The organism is Pseudomonas sp. MWU12-2319 (assembly GCF_023242525.1).
Taxonomy (GTDB): domain Bacteria; phylum Pseudomonadota; class Gammaproteobacteria; order Pseudomonadales; family Pseudomonadaceae; genus Aquipseudomonas; species Aquipseudomonas gingeri_D.
The window spans coordinates 51,230-67,911 of sequence record NZ_JALJES010000002.1 but is presented as its reverse complement, the minus strand read 5'-3'; the positions used below and the strand labels follow the sequence as shown (position 1 = coordinate 67,911).

Sequence of the window (16,682 nt, the reverse complement as noted above, 5' to 3'; positions counted from 1 at the left end):
CGCCTTTACAGAACCGCTTTCGGGTAGGAGCCCAGCACCTTGAGGGCGACGGCTTCCTGACTGATCTTCTCCAGCACACCCTTGACCAGCGGATCACGGTGATGGCCGACGAAGTCGATAAAGAACACATACGTCCATTTACCACTGCGCGAAGGTCGGGTCTCGATACGCGTCAGGTCAATCCCGTTGTCGTGGAACGGCACCAGCAGCTCGTGGAGCGCGCCAGGCTTGTTGCTCATGGAAACAATGATCGAGGTCTTGTCGTCGCCGGTGGGCGGCACTTCCTGGCTACCGATCATCAGGAACCGCGTGGAGTTGTCCGGACGGTCCTCGATTTTCTCCGCCAGGCGGGTCAAGCCATACAGGCCGGCCGCCATGTCGCCGGCAATCGCCGCCGAATTCCACTCGCCCTTGACCCGCTTCGCCGCTTCGGCGTTGCTGGAAACCGCCACGCGCTCGACATTCGGGTAATGGGCGTCCAGCCACTTGCGGCACTGGGCCAGGGACTGGGCGTGGGAGTAGATGCGACTGATGCTGTCGGTCTTGGTGTTTTCGCCCACCAGCAGGTGGTGGTGAATGCGCAGCTCGACTTCACCGCAAATCACCATGTCGTGCTCGAGGAAACTGTCGAGGGTGTGGTTGACCGCACCCTCGGTGGAGTTTTCCACCGGCACCACACCAAAATTCACCGCGCCGGCCGCCACTTCACGGAAGACTTCGTCGATCGCCGCCATCGGCTTGCTGATCACGGCATGGCCGAAATGCTTCATGGCCGCAGCCTGGGTGAAGGTACCTTCAGGACCCAGGTAAGCCACTTTCAGCGGCTGCTCCAGGGCCAGGCAGGAAGACATGATCTCGCGGAACAACCGCGCCATTTCTTCGTTGCCCAGCGGCCCCTGGTTGCGTTCCATGACCCGCTTGAGCACCTGGGCTTCACGTTCCGGACGATAGAACACCGGCACTTCGCCCTCGGCCAGCGAGGCCATTTTTACCCGCGCGACTTCCTGGGCGCAGCGTGCGCGCTCGCTGATCAGTTCGAGAACTTTCTCATCGAGGCTGTCGATACGCAGGCGCAGTGCCTTGAGTTCTTGCTCGGACATTAGCCGTGTTCCTTCTCGAACGCTGCCATGTACGCCACCAGCGCGTTCACCGCGTTGATGTCGACGGCGTTGTAAATGGAGGCGCGCATGCCACCCACCGAACGGTGGCCCTTGAGATTCAACAGGCCCTGCTCTTCGGCGCCGGCCAGGAACGGCTTGTCCAGGCGATCGTCGGCCAGGCGGAACGGCACGTTCATCCAGGAGCGGTTGGTCTTGTTGATCGGGTTGCTGTACAGGCCGCTGGCGTCGATGAAGTCATACAGCGTGCGCTGCTTGATTTCATTGAGCTTGCCGATGGCTTCGACGCCACCCTGTTCCTTGAGCCACTCGAAAACCAGGCCCGACAGGTACCAGGCCAGGGTCGGCGGGGTGTTGTACATGGAGCCGTTGTCGGCCGCGACCTTGTAGTCGAGCATGGTCGGGCAGATCGAACGGGCGCGACCCAGCAGGTCTTCACGGACAATATTGACGACGATACCGCTCGGGCCGATGTTCTTCTGCGCACCTGCATAGATCATGCCAAAGCGGGAAATATCCACCGGGCGCGAAAGGATGTCCGAGGACATGTCGGTGACCAGCGGCACATCACCGGTTTCCGGAATCCAGTCGAACTCCAGGCCGCCGATGGTTTCGTTCGACACATAGTGAACATAGGCCGCGTCTTTCGACAGCTTCCATTCGTTCTGGCCGGGAATGGCGAAATAGTCATAGGGCTTGGCGCTGGCGGCGACATTGACGTTGCCGAAACGCGAAGCTTCCTCGATGGCTTTCTTCGACCAGATACCGGTCTCGATGTAGTCGGCCTTGCCGCTTTCGGGCAGCAGGTTCAGCGCGACCTGGGCAAATTGCTGGCTGGCGCCGCCCTGCAGGAACAGCACCTTGTAGTTCGAGGGAATATCCAGCAGGTCACGCAGATCCTGCTCGGCCTTGGTGGCGATGGACACGAACTCATCGCTGCGATGGCTCATTTCCATGACCGACAGGCCCTTGCCGTGCCAGTCGAGCAGCTCGGACTGGGCACGCAAAAGGACAGCTTCAGGCAGCGCAGCAGGACCCGCGCAGAAGTTATAGGCTCGTTTGCTCACATCCACTCTCGCTATGCTTTCAATACACACCGGCCTGCGCCCTACTCCAGACCGGCTACGCCTACGGTAGAGAGTAGAGCAGACAGGCGCTTTTAGTCCTGCGGTTGCGCCTCGTCGGTCGCTGCATCCAGCGCCTGGTCGTCGGCTGCGTCATCGATCAGCGCTTCGCCGTCGAACTCGACACCGTCTTCCAGTTCTTCACCTTCGACTTCCGAAGGTTCCTGGACACGCTCCAGGCCCACCAGCGTTTCATCGCTGGCCAGCTTGATCAACGTCACACCCTGGGTATTACGACCCAGGCTGGAGACTTCATCGACACGGGTACGTACCAGCGTGCCCTGGTCGGAAATCAGCATGATCTCCTCACCGTCGAGCACCTGTACCGCACCGACCAGACGGCCGTTACGCTCGTTGCTGACCATGGCGATCACACCCTGGCCGCCGCGCTTGTACTCGGGGAACTCGCTGATCGCGGTGCGCTTGCCGAAGCCGCGCTCGGAAGCCGTGAGAATCTGGCTGCCTTCTTCCGGGATAATCATGGAGATCAGCTTCTGCCCTTCGTTCAGGCGCATGCCGCGCACACCGCGGGCCGTACGACCCATGGCACGGACGTCGGACTCCTTGAAGCGAGTGACCTTGCCGGCGTCGGAGAACAGCATGACCTCACGCTCGCCATCGGTGATCGCGGCGCTGATCAGCACGTCGCCTTCATCCAGCTCCAGGGCGATCAGGCCAACGCTACGCTGACGGCTGAAGGCTTCCAGCGGGGTCTTCTTCACGGTACCGTCGGCGGTCGCCATGAAGATGAAATGACCTTCGGTGTATTCCTCCACCGGCAGCATGGTGGTGATGTATTCACCCTCATCCAGCGGCAACAGGTTCACCAGCGGACGGCCACGGGCGGCACGGGACGCTTCGGGAATTTCGTAGGTCTTGAGCCAGTACACCTTGCCCTTGCTGGAAAACAGCAGCAGCGTGGTGTGACTGTTGGCAACCAGCAGGTGGGCAATGTAGTCCTCGTCCTTGACGCCGGTCGCCGACTTGCCTTTGCCACCGCGGCGCTGGGCCTGGTAGGCCGCCAACGGCTGCGTCTTGGCGTAGCCGCCGTGGGAGATGGTCACCACGCGCTCTTCTTCCGGGATCATGTCGCCCAGGGTCAGGTCGAGACGGGCATCGAGGATCTCGGTACGGCGCACGTCGCCGTACTCGGCACGAATCACTTCCAGCTCTTCGCGGATCACTTCCATCAGGCGCGTGGCGCTGTTGAGGATGCGGATCAGCTCGCCGATCTGGTTGAGGATCTCCTGGTACTCGGCCAGCAGCTTCTCGTGTTCCAGGCCGGTCAGGCGGTGCAGACGCAGTTCGAGGATGGCCTGCGCCTGTTCCGGCGACAGGAAGTACTTGCCGTCGCGCAGACCATACTGCGGGTCCAGGGTCTCCGGACGGCACGAGTCGGCACCGGCACGCTCGACCATCGCCACGACCGCGGACGATTCCCAAGGCATGCTGATCAGCGCTTCCTTGGCCTCCGACGGCGTCGGCGAGGCCTTGATCAGCGCGATCACCGGGTCGATGTTGGACAGCGCAACGGCCTGGCCTTCGAGGATATGACCACGCTCGCGAGCCTTGCGCAGCTCGAACACGGTACGCCGGGTCACGACTTCGCGACGGTGACGGACGAAGGCTTCCAGCAGGTCCTTGAGGTTGAGGATCCGCGGGCGACCGTCGATCAGCGCAACGATGTTGATACCGAATACGCTTTGCAGCTGGGTCTGGGCATAGAGGTTGTTGAGAATCACCTCTGGCACTTCGCCACGGCGCAACTCGATGACCACGCGCATACCGTCCTTGTCGGACTCGTCGCGCAGCTCGGTGATGCCTTCGAGCTTCTTCTCTTTAACCAGCTCGGCGATCTTCTCGATCAACCGGGCCTTGTTCAGTTGGTACGGCAGCTCGGTGATGACGATCTGCTGGCGACCACCGACCTTGTCGATGTCTTCGATGGTCGAACGGGCGCGCATGTAGATGCGGCCACGACCGGTGCGATAGGCCTCGATGATGCCGGCACGACCGTTGATGATCGCGGCGGTCGGGAAGTCCGGGCCCGGGATGTACTGCATCAGGTCATCGACGCTCAGCTCGGGGTTGTCGATGAGCGCCAGGCAACCGTCGATGACTTCACCGAGGTTGTGCGGCGGGATGTTGGTCGCCATGCCCACGGCGATACCGCTGGAGCCGTTGACCAGCAGGTTGGGGATACGGGTCGGCATGACCGCCGGGATCTGTTCGGTGCCGTCATAGTTCGGCACCCAGTCCACGGTTTCCTTATGCAGGTCGGCCAGCAGCTCGTGCGCCAGCTTGGTCATGCGCACTTCGGTGTATCGCATGGCCGCGGCGTTGTCGCCGTCCACCGAACCGAAGTTGCCCTGGCCGTCGACCAGCAGGTAGCGCAGGGAGAATGGCTGCGCCATCCGAACAATGGTGTCGTAGACCGCGGTATCACCGTGCGGGTGATACTTACCGATCACGTCACCGACCACACGGGCAGATTTCTTGTACGGCTTGTTCCAGTCATTACCCAGTTCGCTCATCGCGAACAGCACACGCCGGTGCACGGGCTTCAAGCCATCGCGCGCATCAGGCAGTGCCCGCCCGACAATCACGCTCATCGCGTAGTCGAGGTAGGACTGTTTCAGCTCGTCTTCGATATTGACCGGGAGGATTTCTTTGGCCAGTTCGCCCATGAGAAGCCTGATTCCTTTTTCTGGTGAAACTTCGTCACATCCATTTGGGACGAACGAAGCTCGCCGCCGCGGGCCTGATGCCCTGCAACGACTTACGACAAATCAACGAGTTATGCCTTGGATCTGCGCAGTGAAGGCAGCCGGTTCGGGCTGCCCTGGAAACCGTCGGATGTTATCACAATCGCCGCCACGCACCTACCCCGGCAGAGGCAAGGAAGTAGACGGGCGGCCGCTGCAACCGACCGGGAGCGCGCCGAGAGGGGCTTAGAGGCAAAATGACTGCCTTTTGGGCCCATAAAATACCCCATGGCCAGGGACAAAAGCCGGTCAATGCAGGCGTTTTCGACACATCAATTGGGCCATCTTCGCGGTGTCCGGACGCTCGACGATGCCTTTTTCGGTCACGATGACATCGATCAGGTCCGCAGGCGTCACGTCGAAGACCGGATTAAAGGCCTCGACCTCGGCCCCGACCCGATGACCGCCAACACTCAACAGCTCGCTGCCGTCGCGTTCTTCGATCGGGATATCGTCGCCACTGGCCAGGTCCATGTCGACGGTCGAGCTCGGCGCCACCACCATGAAACGCACGCCGTGGTGCATCGCGCAGACCGCAAGCTGATAGGTGCCGATCTTGTTGGCCACATCGCCATTGGCGGTAATGCGGTCGGCCCCGACTATCACCCAGGTCACACCCTTGGTCTTCATGATGTGCGCGGCGGCCGAGTCGGCGTTCAGGGTCACCGGAATGCCTTCGTTGGCCAGCTCCCAGGCGGTCAGGCGCGAGCCTTGCAGCCAGGGTCGGGTTTCATCGGCATAGACCTGCTCGACCATCCCTTCCAGGAAAGCCCCGCGAATCACCCCCAGGGCCGTACCGAAACCGCCGGTGGCCAGGGCGCCGGTATTGCAGTGGGTGAGAATCGCCTGGGCATTGCCCTGGTGCTTGCGGATCAGGTCGACCCCCAGTTGCGCCATGGTCAGGTTGGCCTCGCGATCACTTTCATGGATCGCCATCGCCTCGGCCTCCAGGACCGCCAGCGGATCGGCGCCATCCTTGACCCGCTCCAGACGCTCACGCATGCGGTCCAGGGCCCAGAACAGATTGACCGCGGTGGGTCGCGAGTTCGCCAGCAAGGCAAAATCGACTTCCATCGCCGCCAGCCAGTCGCCGCCCGCGGCCAGACGTGCCCGTGCCGCCAGCACGACACCGTACGCCGCGCTGATACCAATGGCCGGCGCACCGCGCACCACCATCGAACGAATCGCCTCGGCGACCCCCGCCGCACTGTCGTAGGCCAGCCAGGTTTCCTCGAACGGCAAAATGCGCTGATCGAGCAGATACAAGGCACCATCACGCCAATCGATGGCCTTCACTTTTTCCGCAGCCAATAGCCGATCGCGCATGATTCACCCCACACTCCGGAACAAAAGCCGCCGATTATAGCGATCCCCCCGTGGGGGCGCTCGGGTATACTTCGCCATTATTTCAGATAAAGCCCGGAAGCCGTCCACGATGCCGAATACCGCCGCCCCGCTCGATCTTCTCCTGCTGCCGACCTGGCTGGTCCCGGTCGAGCCCGCCGGCGTGGTACTCAAGGAGCATGGCCTGGGCATTCGTGACGGACGTATCGCCTTTATCGGCACTCGGGCCGAGGCCTTGAAACTCGGTGCCAGGGAGATCCGCGAACTGCCGGAAACCCTGCTCGCCCCCGGCCTGGTCAACGCCCACGGGCATGCCGCCATGACCCTGTTTCGCGGTCTGGCCGACGACCTGCCGCTGATGACCTGGCTGGAGCAGCATATCTGGCCCGCCGAAGCCCAATGGGTCGACGAAGCCTTCGTCCGTGATGGCACCGACCTGGCCATCGCCGAGCAACTCAAGGGTGGCATCACCTGTTTCTCGGACATGTACTTCTTCCCTAAAATCGCCAGCGAACGCGTGCACAACAGCGGCATGCGCGCGCAGATCGCCATTCCGATCCTCGATTTTCCGATCCCCGGCGCCGCCAGCATCGATGAGTCGCTGCGCCAGGCCATCGAGCTGTTCGGCGACCTGAAGCATCACCCACGGATCAAGATCGCCTTCGGTCCCCATGCACCCTACACCGTTGGCGACGAAAACCTGGAAAAAGTCCGGGTCATCGCCGAAGAGCTCGATGCCGCGATCCACATGCACGTGCATGAGACCGCCTTTGAAGTGCAGCAGTCCGTGGAACAACGCGGCGAGCGTCCGCTGGCGCGCCTGGGCCGCCTCGGCTTGCTTGGCCCACGCTTCCAGGCCGTGCACATGACCCAGATCAGCGATGACGACCTGGCATTACTGGTAGAAAGCAACAGCAGCGTGATCCACTGCCCGGAATCGAACCTGAAACTGGCCAGCGGTTTCTGCCCGGTGGAGCGCCTGTGGCAAGCCGGCGTGAACGTGGCCGTGGGCACCGATGGCGCGGCGAGCAACAACGACCTCGACCTGCTCGGCGAAACCCGTACCGCCGCTTTGTTGGCAAAGGCCGTCGCCGGTTCCGCCACGGCCCTGGACGCACACCGCGCGCTGCGCATGGCGACCCTCAATGGCGCCCGGGCCCTGGGCCTGGAGCAGGAGATCGGTTCGCTGGAAGTCGGCAAAGCCGCGGATATGGTCGCCTTCGACCTGTCAGGCCTGGCCCGGCAGCCGATCTACGACCCGGTGTCGCAACTGATCTACGCCAGCGGCCGCGACTGCGTGCAACATGTCTGGGTCGGCGGCAAGCCGCTGCTCGAAGACCGCCGCCTGACTCGCCTGGACGAACAGCAGTTAGGCGCCACGGCCCGGGCCTGGGGCCAGCGCATCGGCGCCCAGAAGCATTGATTGACGCGCCATAGAGTGCATGAATTGAAGATGACGCAACGCCCGGCGGGCGACATCAACCTGATTTCCAAGCTTTAGAGGATAGTCCATGAGCAACGTCGACCACGCTGAAATCGCCAAGTTCGAAGCCCTCGCCCATCGCTGGTGGGACCGCGAAAGCGAGTTCAAGCCGCTTCACGACATCAACCCGCTGCGGGTCAACTGGATCGACGAACGGGTCAAGCTGGCCGGCAAGAAGGTCCTCGACGTCGGTTGCGGCGGCGGCATTCTCAGCGAGGCCATGGCCCAGCGCGGTGCCACCGTGATGGGCATCGACATGGGTGAAGCGCCCCTGGCCGTGGCCCAGCTGCACCAGTTGGAGTCCGGTGTCAGCGTCGAGTATCGGCAGATCACCGCCGAAGCCCTGGCCGAGGAAATGCCCGAGCAGTTCGACGTGGTGACCTGTCTGGAAATGCTCGAGCACGTTCCCGACCCGTCCTCGGTGATCCGCGCCTGCTTCCGTATGGTCAAGCCCGGCGGCCAGGTGTTCTTCTCCACCATCAACCGCAATCCCAAGGCCTATCTGTTCGCCATCGTCGGCGCGGAATACATCATGGGCCTGCTGCCGCGCGGCACCCATGACTTCAAGAAATTCATCCGCCCCTCCGAGCTCGGTGCCTGGAGCCGCGAAGCGGGCCTGGCGGTCAAGGACATCATCGGCCTGACCTACAACCCCCTGACCAAGCATTACAAGCTGGCGGCGGACGTCGACGTCAACTACATGATCCAGACCCTGCGCGAGGAATAACCGATGCGTTTGAGAGCGGTTCTCTTCGACATGGACGGTACCTTGCTCGACACTGCGCCGGACTTCATTGCCATCTGCCAGGCCATGCTCGCCGAGCGCGGCCTGCCGCCAATTGCCGATCGGTCGATTCGCGACGAGATCTCCGGCGGTGCCCGTGCCATGGTCGCCGTGACCTTTATGATGGACCCCGAGTCGCCGGGCTTCGAAGACTTGCGCCAGGAGTTCCTCGAGCGCTACCTCAAGGCCTGCGCCATCCATAGCCGCCTGTTCGACGGCATGGCCGAGCTGTTGGTCGACATCGAGAAGGCCAATCTGCTCTGGGGCGTGGTCACCAACAAGCCGCTGCGCTTCGCCGAGCCGATCATGCAACAGCTGGGGCTGGCAGAGCGCTCGGCGCTGCTGATCTGCCCGGACCATGTGACGAACAGCAAGCCCCACCCGGAGCCACTGATCCTCGCGTGCAAGATGCTCGATCTCGACCCGGCCAGCGTCTTGTTCGTCGGTGACGACCTGCGCGATATCGAGTCCGGTCGCGACGCCGGTACCCGTACCGCCGCCGTGCGCTACGGTTACATCCACCCGGACGACAACCCTGACCACTGGGGCGCCGATGTGGTGGTCGACCATCCGCTGGAGCTGCGCAAGGTATTGGATAACGCGCTGTGCAGCTGTTGAGCCTGCCAGCTGTTTTACATTTGTAGAGGTTTAGCCATGTTCGATTACTCCGCCCGCCCGGACCTGCTCAAGGACCGCGTCATCCTGGTCACCGGTGCCGGCCGCGGCATCGGCGCCGCCGCCGCCAAGACCTACGCCGCCCACGGTGCCACCGTGCTGTTGCTGGGCAAGACCGAAGCCAACCTGAGCCAGGTCTACGACGAGATCGAAGCCGCCGGCCACCCGCAACCGGCCGTGATCCCGTTCAACCTGGAAACCGCCCTGCCGCACCAGTACGACGAACTGGCGGCCATGATCGAAACCGAATTCGGCCACCTCGATGGCCTGCTGCACAACGCCTCGATCATCGGCCCGCGTACCCCGCTGGAACAGCTCTCCGGCGAAAACTTCATGCGTGTCATGCACGTCAACGTCAACGCCATGTTCATGCTGACCAGCACCTTGCTGCCGCTGCTCAAGCTGTCCCGGGACGGTTCGGTGATCTTCACCTCCAGCAGTGTCGGCCGCAAAGGCCGCGCCTATTGGGGGGCCTATGGCGTGTCCAAGTTCGCTACCGAAGGCCTGATGCAAACCCTGGCCGACGAACTCGACACGGTGGCTCCGGTGCGCGCCAACAGCATCAACCCCGGCGCCACCCGCACCAGCATGCGCGCCCAGGCCTATCCCGGCGAAAACCCGGAAAACAACCCGACACCGCAACAGATCATGCCGGTCTACCTGTACCTGATGGGACCCGACAGCAGCGGTGTCAACGGCCAGGCCTTCGACGCACAGTAAATCCTCGCCTCACCCCGCCACGCGTGCCGGAATACTGGCACGCGGCAACTCGCCCCCAAAAAGCCATCAGTGCAAGTCAAACAATTGCCGCCCTTGCCAGCCAACGGTGCGCCTCTCGAAAAATCAAATCGCTGAATTCAAACGACTTTTATTCGATTGAACCGATTGGCACGACTTTCGCTCTAACTTCCTCAACACACAGCGTGAGAGTGGCCGCCAAGCCGCTCTCGCCCACCCTGTAAGACCGTATTTTGTGCTTAGGGGCTCACCACCATGAAAACGCCAACCCAGACCAACGCAATTGATTTTGATCGCGCCAGATTGCAACGTCTGGGCTTTGGCCAGCTCCCGCCCGCCCAGCAACGCCCCATCAGCCTGGCCCAACTGCGCCATCAACTGGCCTTGCAGTTGCAGGTCAGCCTGGAGCCGGAACGCATCCTGGACATCTTCTTCCGCGAGATCCTGCGCGTGGTGCCACTGGATGCCTTGAGCTACCTGCACCCGGCCAGCGACTTGCGCCTGGAGTTCGGCCAACGCGGCCATCACTTGATCAGTTACAGCCTCAGCCATGAGGGCGAGCAATTGGGCGAGTTGATATTCCGCCGTAGCAGCCGATTCGATGAACAGGAACTGGGCAGTCTGGAGTCGCTGCTGGCGAGCCTGCTGTACCCGATGCGCAACGCCCTGCTCTACCGCGCCGCTACCCGCTGCGCACTGCGCGACCCGCTGACCGGAACCGGCAACCGCATCGCCATGGAGCAGGCCCTGCAGCGGGAATTCGAACTGGCGCGCCGCCATAGCCAGCCGATTTCGGTGCTGATGCTGGATATCGACCACTTCAAACAGATCAATGACAACCACGGCCACAGCGCCGGCGACAAGGTGCTGAAAATCGTCGCCACGTCGATTAAGGACCAACTGCGCAATGTCGACCGGGTGTTCCGCTATGGCGGCGAGGAGTTTCTGATCCTGCTGTCCAATACCCATCGCGAGGCCGCGGCATTGGTCGGTGAGCGCCTGCGTTATGCGGCGCAAGACCAGGATTACGATTGCGATGGCCAGCGGATCAACCTGACGGTGAGCCTGGGTTGCGCCACACTGTTGCCGGGGGAGTCCACCGAAAGCCTGCTGCGCCGCGCGGACAATGCCCTATATGTGGCCAAGCGCGAAGGGCGCAACCGCCTGGCCATGGCGGGCTGAACGCGCGACACAAACCGGAAATTCAAGACTGCACGCAACCCCTGTAGGAGCCAGCTTGCTGGCGATGAGGCCTGTGAGCCTTGCATCGCCTGATCGGCCGCTATCGCCGGCAAGCCGGCTCCCACAGTGACTGCATCGAACTCAGGATCGAGGTGCCAGCAGTCAGCCCTCGGCGAGAGCGGCCTGGCGCTCGCGGGCGACCGGAGCCTTTTCCCCATGTTCCAACTGCATGCAACGTTCAAGGAACAGATACATGTAGTCATAGCTCTTGCAGATCGCCTGCCGCAGCTCGACCTGCAGTGCCTTGGCGGGATTGTTGCCGGCCAGGGTACAGATGATTTCCAGCGCTTCCCACGGATGGGCATCATCGTACTGGGCATGCATCTTCAACCATTTCATCGCACGCTTGCGGTCTTCCTCCGGGAAAGCCGCGGCATAGACCCCCGTCGAACAAACCAGCGCCGACCACTCGCCGGTGGCCCCTTCAATGGCGTAGTTGGTCGCGGCAATCCCGACGATCAGCGCATCGGCCGAACTGGTATGCCAGCACCAATGACTCAGCGCGTGCAGCTCGGGCGCGACCTGTTGTGCCTGCAGGTCCTCGAGGGTCACGCCGTGGGCGCGGCTCCAATGCAGCCAATAGTCGGCGTGGTTCAGTTCCACGCGGATATTGCGCATCAGCCAACGCCGCGCCATGTCCTCGCCGGGATGGCGGGCAAAACGGGTCTTGGTGAGGTTCTGTGCCATGTATAACGCAAACTGTTCAACCACCGGCCAGCCGCCAATCAGATAGTGGCGCATGGTTTTCGCGCTCAACCTGTTGTCGCGCATCCGCTGGTAAAGTTCGTGTTCGACAACCCGGCGCTTGCTCTCGCTACAGTCCTGAATGAGCTGCTGCGCCCACGCGGGGTAGCTGGAGGCCTCCATAAGTGGGCCGGTTCTGCTGAAAGTGTCGATCACTGTCGGGCTCCTTCTGAGTGGTGATTTAAGCAGATCAGCAAAGGTTTCAGCGGAATGTACCAGGCGCCTTGAACAGGAGAGGCCGGGGTCGAGCGGGCCGACACAACAGGCTGTCACAGGTGAACAACTGCGGCCGCTCGACAATATAGCCTTGAGCATAGTCGACACCGATCTCGAGCAGGGCCTGCTCGATCTGCGGTGTTTCAACGAATTCTGCAATCGTTCGCTTCCCCATGACATGGCCGATGTGATTGATCACCTCGACCATGGCGCGGTTAATCGGGTCGTCCAGCATATCCTTTACGAAACTTCCATCGATCTTCAGGAAGTCTACAGGCAAATGTTTGAGATAGGCGAATGAAGACATTCCCGCGCAAAAGTCGTCCAACGAGAACCGACAGCCCAAGTTCTTGAGTTCATTGATAAATCGTATGGCGCTGCCGAGATTGGAAATGGCGCTGGTTTCAGTTATTTCGAAACAAATCATATCCGGCGGAATGCCATGCAGCTTGAACTGCTCATGCAGGAAGCCGAGGAAGCCGTCGTCGCCAATGGTGGTACCCGACAGATTGATCGCGCACATCGCCATCGCGCCCCCGCGCTTCTGGGCGATGCATTCGGCAATGACCTTGAAGACGTTCTGCACCACCCAGCGATCCAGTTGGGTCATCAGGCCATAACGCTCGGCGGCCGGGATAAAGCTGTCGGGCAGGATCATACGCCCGGCCTCGTCGTGCAAACGCAGGAGGATTTCCACATGCCCACCGGTGTGATCGGTGTGTCCCAGGGCGGCAATTTCCTGGGCATACAGGCAGAACCGGTTTTCCTCCAGGGCCATGTGCAAACGCTGGACCCAGGCCATCTCGCCGAAACGCAAGGACAACTCCGAATCGTCCGCGTGATACACCTGGACCCGGTTGCGACCCTTCTCCTTGGCCATGTAGCAGGCCATGTCCGCCGCCCGCAGCGAAGCCTCCAGGGTGGCCGGTGCCTGGGCAATGTGCACCAGGCCGATACTGACCGTGGTCACGAACGGCCGCCCTTTCCAGACGAAATGCAGGTTCTGCACGGTCTGCCGCAGGCCTTCGGCGATCTTTTCCGCGGCCTCCGACGGGCAGTTCTCCAGCAGGATGCCGAACTCGTCACCGCCCAGACGGGCCAGGGTATCGCCCTCGCGCAAGCCGGATTGCAGCAAGGCACAGATGTGCCGGAGCAATTCATCGCCGGCGGCATGACCGCAGGTGTCATTGACCAGCTTGAACTGGTCCAGGTCGAGGAACATCAAGGAGTGGCGTGCCGGTTGGCGGCTCAGGTTGTACAGCGCCTGTTCCAGGCGATACTCGAATTCACGCCGGTTGGCCAGGCCCGTCAAGGCGTCATGGGTGGCCTGCCAGGACAGGTTGGCAATGTACTGGCGCTCCTGGGTCATATCGTGCAGCACCAGCACCGTCCCACTGACTTTGCCGGCGTTGCGGATCGGCGCGCCCACCAGGGTCACCGACACGGTGCTGCCGTCCAGGCGCTGGATCAGCTTGGAATGCTCGCTGCCACCGCTCAGCCGGCCGCTGAGAATATGTTCGATCAGGGTAAAACCTTCCTCCTGGGCATTTTCGTCGAGCAGGTTGAACAGTGCCGCCAGGGGCAGGCCATGGGCCTGTCCGGCCTTCCAGTGGGTCAGGTGCTCGGCGGCCGGATTCATATAGGCAATGGCGCCTTCCACATCGGTGGTGATGACCCCGTCACCGATCGACTCAAGGGTAATCTGCGCCCGCTCTTTTTCCAGTTGCAAGGCATCGGCAAAGGCATGGCGCTGGGCCAGCAACTTGTGCGTGCGCAGCAAGGCCAGGGCGATCAGGCCCAGGGCGGTGGCCAGGTTGGTGATCAGCAACAAGCGCAGAATGACCCGTGAACCTTCGCCCAGGGCATCGCTGAAGGCTTTAGCAGCCGGTGTCACGCCATCATTGATGGCAAAGATCTGGCTCTTCCAGCGCCGGATATCGTTGTTACTCTCCTGGTTGACCGAGATCGCCCGGTGCATCTGCTGGGCGACAGTGTCCAGTTGCAACAGATAACTGTCGCCCACCGCCCATTTTTCAATGGCTCGTTCCAGGTAACTGAAGTGCCGGAAGTTCAGGTATAACCAGATGATGCTGGAGGCATCGTCGGGGTGGTTGCCGCCTTGCAGTATCCCACGCCGGGCGGCCGCCAGGTCCGGGGTCGGCGAATCCAGGGCGACCCGCAGGTCGTGTCCGCCCTGGGGCACGGCGATCGCTTCCTGGTATTTACGGAAGATCGTTTCGTCGCGACTATCGGCGTACAGGTTGAGGTAGTAGATGGCGTCCTTCTGGCCCTTGGACCAGAGACTCTCGCCCGCCACATAACCGCGCACGGCGGACAGCACATACAGGCTCAGGCAGCCCAGCAGGGCCTGAAACAGGACAACAGCAATAAATGGCCAGACGATGCCCAACAGCCGTGGCGTTCCGAGAGTCCGCGTTTGCTTCATGAGATCCCTTGCATCAGCACTGCCAGATGAGCACTCGAGAGAAATCCACTTCTGATAGCACAGCCTAGGCTAATTTCCATGACACCGAAGGGATCAACCTCCCCCCTTCCAGGTCACCGGAACTCATCCATCGTTCGCACACACAGAGAAAAAAGTCTTTCCTTCAGTCAATTCAACCACTAAGCACAGAAAACCCGATAAAACTCAAGCGCGTCAAATTTTTTGCAGGTGCCCGTACAACTTCGCGTAGAGGCCACCTTCGGCAATAAGCTGCTGATGGTCGCCGTCCTCGGCGATGCGCCCACCGTCGAATACCAGCACCCGATCCGCCTGTTTCACCGCAGACAGCCGGTGGGCAATGATCAGGGTCGTGCGACCGCTGAGAAACCGGCTCAGGGCCTGATGCAGGTTGTATTCGGTGGCTGCGTCGAGGGCCGAGGTCGCTTCATCGAGAATCACCACTTTGGGTTCGGCCAGGACCATCCGGGCAATCGCCAGACGCTGACGCTGACCACCGGACAAACGCACCCCGGAGCGCCCGACAATACTGTCCAGGCCTTGTGGCAATAGGTTGATCGTAGCGTCGAGCTGGGCAATTTCCAGTGCCCGCCAGCAAGCTTCATCGCTGCGCTCGCGGCCCATGGTCAGATTGGCGCGCACGGTATCGTTGAACAACGCCGGGTGCTGTAACACCACCGCGACGTTCTCGCGCACGGTGTCCAGGCCGATCTCGGCCTGGGACGCGCCGCCAAAGCGAATGGTCCCGGACTGGGGCGTGTAAAGACCCAGCAGCAGTTGCACCAGGGTGCTTTTACCGCCGCCGCTGGCGCCGACAATCGCGACTTTTTCGCCAGGGGCGATGGACAGGTCCAACTGATCGAGCACCGGTTCCTCGCCATAGGCAAAACTCAGGCCCTGTACCTCGATACCCACGGTGTCGCGCCCAATGAAAGGATCGACGCCACCGGGGTACTGCGGTTCATCGGCACGTGCCAGCAGTTCGTTGATCCGCTCGAGCGCACCGCCGGCGGCGTAGAAGGCATATTGCAGGTTCAGCAACTGCTCCACCGGCCCGATCATGAACCAGAGATAACTGAACACCGCGAGCATCTGGCCGATGGACAGGTCCGAGAACAGCACCGTGAGCATCGCCGCCGCACGGAAGATATCGATGCCGAACTGGAACAGCAGCCCCGTGGCCCGGCTCGAGGCATCGCTTTTCCATTGCGACGCCACGGCGTAATCCCGTACTTCCCGGGCACGGGTCCCCAGACGGCCGAGGAAAAAGCCCTGGCGATTGCCGGCACGCACTTCCTGGATCGCGTCGAGGGTCTCGGTCAGGGCCTGGGTAAAACGCGAGGTGCTGTCGTTTTCCAGCTTCTTCAGATGCTTGACCCGCTTGCCCAACTGCACCGTGGCATAGATCACCAGCGGGTTGAACAGCAGGATCAGCAGCGCCAGCTTCCAGTGCATCCAGACCAGGATGGCCGAGGTGCCCACCAGCGTCAGCATCGCCACCAGAAAGCGGCTCAGGGTCTCGCCGACGAACTTGTCCAGGGTGTCCAGGTCGGTCACCAGGTGCGTGGTCACGGTGCCGCTGCCGAGGCTTTCGTACTCGCCCAGGGAAATACGCTTCAAACGTTCGATCAACCGGGTGCGGATGCGGTAGACGATGTCCTTGGCCAGCCCGGCGAACAGCCGCGCCTGGACCACGTTGAACACCAGGGCCGCACAACGCAGGGTCAGGGTCACCAGCAGCATCAGGCCGATATAACCGACGGCGCGCTGCCAGGGATCGGGCAGCAGGTGGTTCATCACCTTGAGCGCGGCATCGCCGTGCCCCAGCAGGACCTCGTCCACCAGCAATGGCAACAGCAGGGGAATCGGCACACTGCACAAGGTCGCCAACACGGCCACCAGGTTGGCGATCCACAGCGCTTTCTTATGGTGCAGGGCCAGACGCCGGATTTCGGCCCAGCTCAAGCGGTCCACAGGGGGTTTGA

At 61.8% G+C, this 16,682-nt stretch carries 12 protein-coding genes; 5 read left to right on the top strand and 7 right to left on the bottom strand.

The window, feature by feature from the left end; genetic code table 11:
* Positions 1-5: 5 nt before the first annotated feature.
* The 4 genes from pheA to mtnA form a co-directional block, all read right to left on the bottom strand.
* Positions 6-1,100 carry a prephenate dehydratase gene (gene pheA, locus M5C01_RS03035; RefSeq protein ID WP_017129662.1) on the bottom strand — a complete coding sequence of 365 codons (1,095 nt, stop codon included), beginning with the start codon at positions 1,098-1,100 and terminating at the stop codon, positions 6-8.
* A complete protein-coding gene (gene serC / locus M5C01_RS03030; RefSeq protein ID WP_103495991.1) occupies positions 1,100-2,185 on the bottom strand; it encodes a 3-phosphoserine/phosphohydroxythreonine transaminase in 1,086 nt (361 codons plus the stop codon). The genes pheA and serC overlap by 1 nt, the downstream gene beginning before the upstream one ends.
* A gap of 92 nt (positions 2,186-2,277) precedes the next feature.
* Positions 2,278-4,929: a DNA gyrase subunit A gene (gene gyrA / locus M5C01_RS03025; protein WP_152737270.1), complete on the bottom strand. Its 2,652-nt coding sequence runs from the start codon at positions 4,927-4,929 to the stop codon at positions 2,278-2,280.
* A 327-nt stretch (positions 4,930-5,256) separates the two neighbouring features.
* Positions 5,257-6,333 (bottom strand): S-methyl-5-thioribose-1-phosphate isomerase, encoded by a 1,077-nt coding sequence (mtnA, locus tag M5C01_RS03020; RefSeq protein ID WP_152737269.1) that lies wholly within the window; start codon positions 6,331-6,333, stop codon positions 5,257-5,259.
* 109 nt (positions 6,334-6,442) lie between these two features.
* Here mtnA and M5C01_RS03015 point away from each other — a divergent pair, with 109 nt between their 5' ends.
* The 5 genes from M5C01_RS03015 (at position 6,443) to M5C01_RS02995 (ending at position 11,213) form a co-directional block, all read left to right on the top strand.
* Entirely contained in the window at positions 6,443-7,774 is a 1,332-nt protein-coding gene (locus tag M5C01_RS03015) for a TRZ/ATZ family hydrolase (RefSeq protein WP_152737268.1), read from the top strand.
* A gap of 88 nt (positions 7,775-7,862) precedes the next feature.
* A complete protein-coding gene (gene ubiG / locus M5C01_RS03010; RefSeq protein WP_100939083.1) occupies positions 7,863-8,561 on the top strand; it encodes a bifunctional 2-polyprenyl-6-hydroxyphenol methylase/3-demethylubiquinol 3-O-methyltransferase UbiG in 699 nt (232 codons plus the stop codon).
* A gap of 3 nt (positions 8,562-8,564) precedes the next feature.
* Positions 8,565-9,236: an N-acetylmuramic acid 6-phosphate phosphatase MupP gene (gene mupP, locus M5C01_RS03005; RefSeq protein WP_152737267.1), complete on the top strand. Its 672-nt coding sequence runs from the start codon at positions 8,565-8,567 to the stop codon at positions 9,234-9,236.
* A gap of 36 nt (positions 9,237-9,272) precedes the next feature.
* Positions 9,273-10,013: a YciK family oxidoreductase gene (locus tag M5C01_RS03000; protein ID WP_152737266.1), complete on the top strand. Its 741-nt coding sequence runs from the start codon at positions 9,273-9,275 to the stop codon at positions 10,011-10,013.
* Positions 10,014-10,286: 273 nt separating this feature from the next.
* Positions 10,287-11,213, top strand: coding sequence for a GGDEF domain-containing protein (locus M5C01_RS02995; RefSeq protein WP_152737265.1), 927 nt, complete (start codon positions 10,287-10,289; stop codon positions 11,211-11,213).
* Positions 11,214-11,375: 162 nt separating this feature from the next.
* Here M5C01_RS02995 and M5C01_RS02990 read toward each other — a convergent pair whose 3' ends face one another.
* The 3 genes from M5C01_RS02990 to M5C01_RS02980 all read right to left on the bottom strand — a co-directional run bounded on the left by M5C01_RS02990 (position 11,376) and on the right by M5C01_RS02980 (position 16,671).
* Positions 11,376-12,173 (bottom strand): iron-containing redox enzyme family protein, encoded by a 798-nt coding sequence (locus tag M5C01_RS02990; protein ID WP_103495902.1) that lies wholly within the window; start codon positions 12,171-12,173, stop codon positions 11,376-11,378.
* 46 nt (positions 12,174-12,219) lie between these two features.
* Positions 12,220-14,679, bottom strand: coding sequence for an EAL domain-containing protein (locus M5C01_RS02985; protein WP_152737264.1), 2,460 nt, complete (start codon positions 14,677-14,679; stop codon positions 12,220-12,222).
* Positions 14,680-14,892: 213 nt separating this feature from the next.
* Positions 14,893-16,671, bottom strand: coding sequence for an ABC transporter ATP-binding protein (locus M5C01_RS02980; protein WP_177100246.1), 1,779 nt, complete (start codon positions 16,669-16,671; stop codon positions 14,893-14,895).
* Between the last annotated feature and the right edge of the window lie 11 nt (positions 16,672-16,682).

Excerpts from the sequence above, each read along its gene's own strand:
- pheA (WP_017129662.1), bottom strand. The coding sequence starts at position 1,100 with ATGTCCGAGCAAGAACTCAAGGCACTGCGCCTGCGTATCGACAGCCTC.
- gyrA (WP_152737270.1), bottom strand. The coding sequence starts at position 4,929 with ATGGGCGAACTGGCCAAAGAAATCCTCCCGGTCAATATCGAAGACGAG.
- mtnA (WP_152737269.1), bottom strand. The coding sequence starts at position 6,333 with ATGCGCGATCGGCTATTGGCTGCGGAAAAAGTGAAGGCCATCGATTGG.
- M5C01_RS03015 (WP_152737268.1), top strand. The coding sequence starts at position 6,443 with ATGCCGAATACCGCCGCCCCGCTCGATCTTCTCCTGCTGCCGACCTGG.
- ubiG (WP_100939083.1), top strand. The coding sequence starts at position 7,863 with ATGAGCAACGTCGACCACGCTGAAATCGCCAAGTTCGAAGCCCTCGCC.
- mupP (WP_152737267.1), top strand. The coding sequence starts at position 8,565 with ATGCGTTTGAGAGCGGTTCTCTTCGACATGGACGGTACCTTGCTCGAC.
- M5C01_RS03000 (WP_152737266.1), top strand. The coding sequence starts at position 9,273 with ATGTTCGATTACTCCGCCCGCCCGGACCTGCTCAAGGACCGCGTCATC.
- M5C01_RS02995 (WP_152737265.1), top strand. The coding sequence starts at position 10,287 with ATGAAAACGCCAACCCAGACCAACGCAATTGATTTTGATCGCGCCAGA.
- M5C01_RS02985 (WP_152737264.1), bottom strand. The coding sequence starts at position 14,679 with ATGAAGCAAACGCGGACTCTCGGAACGCCACGGCTGTTGGGCATCGTC.